Origin of the sequence: Saliniramus sp. (assembly GCF_035311605.1) — a bacterium.
Classification (GTDB): domain Bacteria; phylum Pseudomonadota; class Alphaproteobacteria; order Rhizobiales; family Beijerinckiaceae; genus Saliniramus.
In genome coordinates this window covers 1-8,884 of record NZ_DATGCW010000329.1, presented here as the reverse complement: position 1 = coordinate 8,884, position 8,884 = coordinate 1, and the positions used below count along the sequence as shown (strand labels likewise).

At 64.1% G+C, this 8,884-nt stretch carries 8 protein-coding genes; 7 read left to right on the top strand and 1 reads right to left on the bottom strand.

Features of this window, described 5'->3' with window-relative positions; all coding sequences use genetic code 11:
* On the bottom strand, window positions 1–793 hold a 793-nt coding region (locus VKP01_RS14645), incomplete at its 3' end, for an aminotransferase class V-fold PLP-dependent enzyme (RefSeq protein ID WP_324413556.1).
* Window positions 794–1,087: 294 nt separating this feature from the next.
* Between VKP01_RS14645 and VKP01_RS14640 the strand changes: the two genes are divergently transcribed.
* From VKP01_RS14640 to VKP01_RS14610, 7 genes are all read left to right on the top strand, one after another.
* The gene (locus VKP01_RS14640; RefSeq protein WP_324413554.1) at window positions 1,088–2,407 is read left to right on the top strand and encodes a homoserine dehydrogenase; all 1,320 of its coding nucleotides are present in this window, start codon (window positions 1,088–1,090) and stop codon (window positions 2,405–2,407) included.
* A 48-nt stretch (window positions 2,408–2,455) separates the two neighbouring features.
* A complete protein-coding gene (glpX, locus tag VKP01_RS14635; protein WP_324413551.1) occupies window positions 2,456–3,451 on the top strand; it encodes a class II fructose-bisphosphatase in 996 nt (331 codons plus the stop codon).
* A gap of 50 nt (window positions 3,452–3,501) precedes the next feature.
* A complete protein-coding gene (locus tag VKP01_RS14630) occupies window positions 3,502–3,714 on the top strand; it encodes a hypothetical protein (protein ID WP_324413549.1) in 213 nt (70 codons plus the stop codon).
* A 141-nt stretch (window positions 3,715–3,855) separates the two neighbouring features.
* A complete protein-coding gene (locus VKP01_RS14625; protein WP_324413548.1) occupies window positions 3,856–4,530 on the top strand; it encodes a protein-L-isoaspartate O-methyltransferase in 675 nt (224 codons plus the stop codon).
* Between the two features lie 156 nt (window positions 4,531–4,686).
* Window positions 4,687–6,099 carry a TolC family outer membrane protein gene (locus VKP01_RS14620; protein ID WP_324413546.1) on the top strand — a complete coding sequence of 471 codons (1,413 nt, stop codon included), beginning with the start codon at window positions 4,687–4,689 and terminating at the stop codon, window positions 6,097–6,099.
* 125 nt (window positions 6,100–6,224) lie between these two features.
* Window positions 6,225–6,980 carry a DUF2497 domain-containing protein gene (locus VKP01_RS14615; RefSeq protein ID WP_324413544.1) on the top strand — a complete coding sequence of 252 codons (756 nt, stop codon included), beginning with the start codon at window positions 6,225–6,227 and terminating at the stop codon, window positions 6,978–6,980.
* 173 nt (window positions 6,981–7,153) lie between these two features.
* A partial coding sequence (locus VKP01_RS14610) for a valine--tRNA ligase (protein WP_324413541.1) occupies window positions 7,154–8,884 on the top strand: 1,731 nt, incomplete at its 3' end.

Sequence of the window (8,884 nt, the reverse complement as noted above, 5' to 3'; positions counted from 1 at the left end):
GGGTGGCGATGGCGAAGGCGAAATTGCCGAAGGTCTCGCCGAGCACCATGCCGTTATATTCCGGACGCGGCGCCGAGAGCATCGGATAGCGCTTGTCGCCGACCCAGTTGAAGCTGCCGCCGTCGACGATCAGCCCGCCGATGGAATTGCCGTGGCCACCGAGGAACTTCGTCGCCGAATGCACGATGATGTCGGCGCCATGCTCGAAGGGTCGAACGAGATACGGTGTGCCCATGGTGTTGTCGACGATGAGGGAGATGTTGTGCTTCTTCGCGATCTCGGCGATCGCCGCAATATCGACGATCACGCCGCCCGGATTGGCAATCGATTCGATGAAAATCGCCTTGGTCTTGTCGGTCACGGCAGCGTCAAATGTGGCGGGGTCCTCGGTATCGGCCCATTTCACCTGCCAGCCGAAATTCTTGTAGGAATGCGTGAACTGGTTGATCGAGCCGCCATACAGCTTCTTGGCCGCGATGAACTCGTCCCCCGGCTCCATCAGGGCGTGCAGCGTCAGGAACTCCGCCGCGTGGCCGGACGCCACCGCGAGCGCCGCCGTGCCGCCCTCGAGCGCCGCGACGCGCTGCTCCAGCACGGCGCAGGTCGGATTCGTGATGCGTGAATAGATGTTGCCGAAAGCCTGGAGGCCGAAAAGCGAGGCCGCGTGATCCACATCGTCGAAGACGAAGGATGTCGTCTGGTAAATCGGCGTGGCGCGCGCGCCGGTGGCCGGATCCGGCGTGGCGCCGGCATGAATGGCGAGGGTATCGAAACCGGGCACTTGTTCTGTCATCGCTTGCATCTCCCTTGCGCGCCTGGCGCGGAATTGTTGCCCGAACGCGCCATGCGCAAATTCGTGCCTTGTAAAGAACGATCGTTCTTTTAATAGAACACACCGGAAGCGTCAACGCAGTGATTCCCGCCATCCTCCGGAGACGGCGCAATCGTGGCAGATATGTGCATGAGCGGCGAATCGCTGCTTCACTTCCTTGAACCGCACGGAAAAACCGTGCAAGACAGGCACCAATCGACGCAAAGGCCGGCAGCTTCCGGAACCATGCGCGTCGGACTGATTTGGGTGAGATTGATGACGAAGCAATTGCGGATCGGCCTGGCCGGACTCGGGACAGTCGGAGCGTCCCTTGTACGGCTTCTCCAGACGCACGGGGCAGCGATAGGCGCGCGTGCCGGTCGCCCGATGGCCATCACCGCCGTCAGCGCACGCGACCGCAGCCGTGATCGCGGCATTGATCTCTCGGACCTCGCCTGGTTCGACGATCCGATCGCCCTCGCCGGCTCCGGCGATATCGATTGCTTCGTGGAACTGATCGGCGGCGACGAGGGGCCGGCGCGCGAAGCCGTCGAGGTGGCGCTGAAATCCGGCAAGCATGTGGTCACGGCCAACAAGGCATTGCTGGCCAAGCATGGCAATGCACTCGCAGCTCTGGCCGAGGAAAACGGCGCGCATCTCGCTTTCGAGGCCTCGGCTGCCGGCGGCATTCCCATCGTCAAGACCATGCGCGAGGCGCTGGCCGGCAATCGCGTGACACGGCTCTACGGCATCCTCAACGGCACCTGCAACTACATCCTCTCGCGGATGGAAGCAGAGGGCCTCTCCTTCGCCGAATGCCTCGCCGATGCCCAGAGGCTCGGCTATGCCGAGGCTGATCCGACCTTCGATATCGAGGGCAATGACACGGCGCACAAGCTGGCGCTTCTGACGAGCCTCGCCTTCGGCACGAAGGTCGACGCGGATGCGATCTATGTCGAGGGGATTTCCGCCATTGCGCCACTCGATCTGAAGATGGCCGATGATCTCGGCTTTCGCATCAAGCTGCTCGGTGTGGCCGAGCGCACCAAGACGGGGATCGAGCAGCGCGTGCACCCCACCATGGTGCCCAGGGATTCCGCCATCGCGCAGGTCATGGGCGTCACCAATGCCGTGACCATTGATGCCGATGCGGTGGGCGAACTCACCCTGATCGGGCCCGGGGCGGGCGGTGACGCTACGGCCTCCGCCGTTCTGGCCGATATCGCCGATGTCGCCGGCACGCCGGCGCGCCCGCCATTCGGCTGGCCCGTGGCGCAGATGGAGCTGGCCGAGCGCGCGCCGATGCAGCGCCACGAGGGCGGCTATTACGTGCGCCTGTCGGTCTATGATCGCCCGGGCGCCGCCGCCGGGATCGCACGGCACATGGCCGAGAACGCCATCTCGCTGGAGAGCATCCTGCAACGCCGCTCCGAGGCCGCCGCGCTCGATCCGACCGGGCGCTCCGGCGCCCCGGTGCCGGTGGTGCTGATCACCTATGCGACGAGCGAGGGCGCGGTGCGCGAGGCGATCCGGCAGATCGCCGGGGACGGTTTGATCGCCGAGGATGCGCAAGTCATCCGGATCGAGAGAGAATAAAAGCAATCGCGGTCGCCAGGCGGCGATCACATTCGGAGGCTGGCCCCCATGGCTGACAAGAAAATCACCCCCAACCCGTTCATCGAACGTATCCTCACCCTCGAACTTGTCCGCGTGACCGAACGCGCCGCCGTCTCAGCCGCGCGTCTGCGCGGGCGCGGCGACGAGAAAGCCGCCGACCAGGCCGCAGTGGACGCCATGCGCCGCGAGCTCAACAAGCTCCAGATCGACGGCACCGTCGTCATCGGCGAGGGCGAGCGCGACGAGGCGCCGATGCTGTTCATCGGGGAGAAGGTCGGCAACGGCGACGGGCCGAAGGTCGATATCGCCGTCGATCCGCTGGAGGGCACCACCCTTTGCGCCAAGGACATGCCGGGCTCCGTCGCGGTGATGGCCATGGCCGAATCGGGGACCCTGCTGGCCGCACCCGACGTCTACATGAACAAGATCGCCATCGGACCGGGCTATCCCAAAGGCGTGGTCGATCTCGATGCCAGCCCGCAGGACAACATCAACGCGCTCGCAAAAGCCAAGAGCGTGGCACCCTCCGACATCACCGCCCTGATCCTCGATCGCCCGCGCCACCATGAGCTGATCGCCGCCATCCGCGCCACCGGTGCCAGCGTGCGCCTGATCAGCGACGGTGACGTGGCCGGCGTGATCTACACGGCGATGCCGGAGAAGACCGGGATCGACATCTATCTCGGCATCGGCGCCGCGCCGGAAGGCGTACTCGCCGCGGGTGCCCTGCGCTGCATCGGTGGCCAGATGCAGACCCGCCTGATCCTCGATAGGGAGGATACGCGGGCGCGGGCCAAGGCGATGGGCGTCAAGGATCCCGAAAAGAAATACGACATGACTGAACTCGCTGCCGGCGACGTCATCGTCGCGCTGACCGGGGTTACCGACGGCGCGCTGGTCTCCGGTGTGCGTTTCGGCCCCGAGGTTATCGAGACCGAGACGGTCGTCTACCGCTCCGCCACCGGCACGGTACGCAGCATAAGCGCCGAACACCGCGATTTCGACAAGTTCCACCTGGATTGATTTTCTTGTCCATATAATCCGCAAATCTCGAAATCGGCGAACACAGCTCCATGACTGACGATCGAAACGACACGATCATCCTGACTTCCGCGCTTCTGGCCGGGCTCGATCACGCCCGGCAATCGGAGCCGGAGCAGCCTTCGCGCCAGGACCTGGCCACGCGCATTATCAGCGAGTGGCTGCTGGCGCGCGGCCATCTGCGTGGGAAAGGCTTTGACGAGGGGAAGCGCCCCGATGATCTGAACACGGGCAATGATGATTGACATCGGCGCGCAGATGCCGGCGCGCTTGCGCGCAAGGCACTGCGTGTCGAGTCTGGTACGCAGAGTATTGCGTTTTGCGCGCTGATGCCACAAAACCCGGCTTGCCGGTACGGGGCCGGAAGCCATGCTGAGAGACGAGCCATGATCGATTACGCCAAAGTCCGCCGCATGATGGTCGACAACCAGCTGCGGACCTACGACATCAGTGATCTCGGCGTGCTGTCGGCCATGAACGAAGTGCCGCGCGAGATCTTCGCGCCGGCGGATATGGCAAATCTCGCCTATTCCGACCGCCCGCTGGTGATCGCGCAGGCCGAAGACGGCGAGACGCGCCATTTCCTCGCGCCGATGGTCTTCGCCCGGATGCTGCAGAATCTCGATCTGGATGCGGGCGAGCGTCTCCTGATCCTCGCCGGCGCGCTTGGCTACGAGGCCGCCGTCGCGGCGCAGCTGGGCGTATCCGTCAGCATTGTCGAACCGGATGCGGCGCTGGCCGAGAAAACCCGGCAGAATCTGGCGCAGGCCGGACTGAGCGACGACGTCACCATCATCGACAAGCCACTCGATGCCGATTTCGGCGTGGCGGACGGCTTTGACGCGATCCTGATCAATGCAGCCGTGGAGAAGCGTCCCGAAGCGTTGCTCGCACAGCTCGCTGATGGCGGTCGTCTGGTTACGGTGATGGGCGACGGGGGGCGTACGAGCCGGGTCACGCTGTTCGTGCGCTCGGGCGAGGTGATCGGCGACCGCCCGCTCTTCGACGCTGCGGCCCAGCCCCTGAAGGCCTTCCGCGAAGAGCCCGGTTTCGTTTTTTGAGGCGTTGCTCAAATACCACGCCCCTGCCGCAATTGTGCCGGGTGCCAGACCCGCCTTCCGCTCGTCGTTAGAAAGGTTTAGATTTCGTTTTCATTCGGGGCCCAGATGGGTGATTCCGCGCGTTCGTCATGGTGGCGCAGCAACGGGAAACGATTCGTGACCAGAGCAAACCCACGTTCTTTCGTCAGCTTCGTCGCGACAACAGCCTTGTTGCTGACGGGCTTCGCGATGGTGGCGATGCCCGGCGGACATCAGGCTCATGCCGAGACGATCGACACCGCCCTCGCCCGCGCTTATCAGAACAGCCCGATCATCAATGCCTCGCGGGCAGGCCTGCGCGCGACCAACGAAGGCGTGCCGCAGGCGCGCTCGGGCTATCGTCCGCGTATCAACGCCACCGCGGATATCGGCAGCCAGATCACCTGGCGGCCCAATCCGGTCACCGGCGCAATCGATTCACGGTCACGCGATCCGCGCGGGATCGGCCTCGAAATCACGCAAAACATTTTCGATAGCGGGCGCACCGGCAATGCCGTGCGCCGCGCCGAAACGCAGGTTCTCGCCGCGCGCATGCGGCTGGAAGCCACCGTGCAGCAGACACTGTTTCGCGGCGCCGAAATCTACATGAACGTCCTGCGCGACACGGCGATCCTGAACCTGCAGCGCAACAATGTCGAAGTTCTCGACGAACAGCTGCGCCAATCTCAGGACCGTTTCGAAGTCGGCGAAGTCACCCGTACCGATGTCGCGCAGGCCGAATCGCGGTTGGCTTCCGCTCGTTCGCAGGTCAGCCTGGCCGAGGCCAATCTGCGCGCGAATATCGGACGGTATCGTCAGATCATCGGTTCGCAACCGCGCGAACTCGGTGCCGGGCGCGCCCCTGAGCGCCTTATTCCCGGCAATCTCGACAGCGCCCTCCATTCCGGCCTGACGGAGAATCCGTCGATCATCGCCGCGCGCCATGCGCTCGACGGCGCCCAGATCGCGGTGAAGGTCGCGGAGGCGGAACTCCTTCCGCGCGCCAGCGTGCGAGGCTCGATCGACCGGCGTTTCGACGCGCAGCAGCGCGGCGATCGCCAGACCAGTGCTTCGATCACGGCGCAACTGACCGTGCCGCTCTATCAGGGCGGCGAGGTCTCCGCGCGGGTTCGCGCGGCAAAAGAGACCGTGAACGAGTTCCGTTTCGAACTCGAACAGGCCCGCGAGGAAGTGCGCGCCAATGTGATCACGGCCTGGGGCTCGCTGGAGGCCGCATCCGCACAGATTCAGGCCGCCGAGATCCAGGTCGACGCGGCGGAGACCGCGCTGACCGGTGTGCGCGAGGAGGCTCGCGTCGGCCAGCGCACCACGCTTGATGTGCTTAATGCCCAGCAGGAGCTGCTGAATGCGCGTGTCAACCTGATTACCGCGCAGCGTGATCGGATTGTTGCGGCCTTTTCTCTGGTCCAGGCCATGGGCCGACTGACGCCGCGCCAGCTCGGCCTTGCCATTGCCGAATACGACTCGCGCGAGCATTACGAACAGGTCCGCCACCGGATCTGGGGCACCTCCACACCGTCTGGCGACTGATAAACGCCTGTGGGTGAAAGGGCTTCGCCCCTTTGCGCATCGGGTCCGCATCGTTTAACCATATGATGCATGATACGACGGGTGATTCTCGTCGTCGGCGCACTCGATCGCGGTGAGAGTTTCGCATGAACCAGGCCAATCCGAAGACCGACGAACCCTCAATGGAAGAAATTCTGGCTTCGATCCGGCGCATCATCGCCGATGATCAGGAAGCTGCGAACAAGGGTGACGAGGAAGATCCTTTCGAGCAGGCGATGGCGGAAGCGATCGGCGATGACGGTGCGGAAATGCCGGAGGCATATGACGCCGCGCCGCAGCAGCCGGAGGAAGACGACGACGATGACGTTCTCGATCTCGCCGAGGTCGGCGAGGCCGTCCCGCCGGCGGATCTCGCGCTCGAACATGACGATATCGATTTCCGTAATGAAGACGGACAGATCGATTTCGATGCCATCGACACCGGGGCGGCCGAAGAGGACACTGAAGAACTGGCCGGACAGGACGCCGTGGACGCGGCTTTTGATGCAATCGGTACCGATGACGAAGAGGATGATGACGGGCTGGATTTCGCGCCCGCAGCCGCGCCTGAACCCGAGCCCGAGTCCGAATTCGAACCCGAGCCCGCCTATGCCGCGCCGGCGCAACACGCTTTCATCGACGAGGACCGCCTGATTTCCCAGGCGACGGACGAGGCCGTCGGCAATGCCTTCAACCAGCTCGCCCATACGGTGCTCTCCAATAACGGGCGCACCCTCGATGATCTGGTGAAGGAGATGCTGCGCCCGATGCTCAAGGTCTGGCTCGACGACAACCTGCCGACCATCGTCGAGCGCATGGTTCGGGCCGAGATCGAGCGGGTCTCACGCGGCGGCGGGCGCTGAGGCGACGGCTCCCGGCCAAGCGTCTCACCAGCTGTTTCCGCGACCGTCTGCACCCTGCCCGACCTTAGTAAAGCGCTGTTCTGAACGGCGCCGGTTGACTTGTCGGCGCCGCTGCTTTTTCTAACGCAACGACCTCATCGATTTCGTCAACACGGACACGACCGGCTAAAAGCATGATGGACAAGACCTTCGACCCCGCTGCCGTCGAGGCGCGTATCGCCGCGCGCTGGAATGATGCGGGCGCTTTTCGCGCCGGTCGCCCCGAGCGCAAGGACGCAAAGCCCTACACCATCGTGATCCCGCCGCCGAACGTGACCGGCTCGCTGCATATGGGCCATGCGCTCAACAACACCATCCAGGACATACTCTGTCGCTTCGAGCGCATGCGCGGGCGCGACGTGCTCTGGCAGCCGGGCACGGATCATGCCGGCATCGCCACGCAGATGGTGGTCGAGCGCAAGCTCGCCGCAGAGGGCCGCCCCGACCGCCGCAGCCTCGGGCGCGAGAAATTCCTCGAAGAGGTCTGGGCCTTCAAGGAGGAATCGGGTGGGCGCATCCGCCGCCAGCTGGAGCGCATCGGCGCCTCCTGCGACTGGTCGCGCGAGCGCTTCACCATGGATGACGGCCTCTCGAAGGCGGTTTTGCGTTTCTTTGTCGAGCTCTATCGCCAGGGGCTGATGTATCGCGACAAGCGGCTGGTGAACTGGGATCCGAAATTCCAGACGGCGATCTCCGATCTCGAAGTGCAGCAGCTCGAGATCAAGGGCCATCTCTGGCACTTCCGCTATCCGATCGAGGACGAGCCGGGGCGCTTTATCACCGTCGCGACGACGCGGCCCGAGACCATGCTCGGCGATACCGGCATCGCCGTGCACCCGGGGGACGAGCGCTACAAGGATCTCGTCGGCAAGCACGTGATCCTGCCGCTGGTCGGCCGCCGCATCCCCATCGTCGCCGACGAATATTCCGATCCGGAAATCGGCTCCGGCGCGGTGAAGATGACGCCCGCGCACGATTTCAACGATTTTGAAGTTGGCAAGCGCCAGAACCTGCGCATGGTCAATATCTTCGATCCGGAGGCGCGAATCTGGCTCGAAGGCAACATGGATTTTCATGTTGACCTGCCAGACAGCCCCGATCTGACCGAGACAATGACCCTCCACGGTCTCGATCGGTTCGAGGCCCGCAAGCGCATCGTCGCGATGATGGAGGCGCGCGAGCTTCTGGCGGCGATCGAGCCCAACACCCACACCGTCCCCCATGGTGACCGTTCCGGCGTGCCGATCGAGCCCTATCTGACCGATCAATGGTATGTCGATGTCAAGCCGCTGGCCGAGAAGGCCATGACCGCCGTGCGCGACGGGCGCACCAGCTTCGTGCCGAACAACTGGGAAAAGACCTATTTCCAGTGGCTCGAAAACATCGAGCCCTGGTGCGTCTCGCGCCAGCTCTGGTGGGGTCACCAGATCCCGGCCTGGTATGACGAGGACGGCAATGTCTTCGTCGCCTATGACGAGGCGGAAGCGCAGGCGCAGGCGCGTGAGAAGAATGGGCATGACGTGCCGCTTCGCCGCGACGAGGACGTGCTCGACACCTGGTTCTCCTCCGCCCTGTGGCCGTTCTCGACGCTTGGCTGGCCAGACGAGACGCCGGAGCTGAAGCGCTACTACCCTACCGACGTGCTCGTCACCGGCTTCGACATCATCTTCTTCTGGGTCGCCCGGATGATGATGACCGGCCTGCATTTCATGCAGGACGTTCCGTTCCGCGACGTCTACATCCACGCCCTGGTCCGCGACGACCAGGGCCGGAAGATGTCGAAGTCGCTCGGCAACATCATCGACCCGCTGACGCTGATCGACGCCTACGGGGCAGACGCGGTGCGGATGACGCTCGCCTCGATG

Bases quoted from the DNA above. Each gene is read 5' to 3' on its own strand.
- glpX (WP_324413551.1), top strand. From the start codon at position 2,456: ATGGCTGACAAGAAAATCACCCCCAACCCGTTCATCGAACGTATCCTC.
- VKP01_RS14615 (WP_324413544.1), top strand. From the start codon at position 6,225: ATGAACCAGGCCAATCCGAAGACCGACGAACCCTCAATGGAAGAAATT.
- VKP01_RS14640 (WP_324413554.1), top strand. From the start codon at position 1,088: ATGACGAAGCAATTGCGGATCGGCCTGGCCGGACTCGGGACAGTCGGA.
- VKP01_RS14625 (WP_324413548.1), top strand. From the start codon at position 3,856: ATGATCGATTACGCCAAAGTCCGCCGCATGATGGTCGACAACCAGCTG.
- VKP01_RS14630 (WP_324413549.1), top strand. From the start codon at position 3,502: ATGACTGACGATCGAAACGACACGATCATCCTGACTTCCGCGCTTCTG.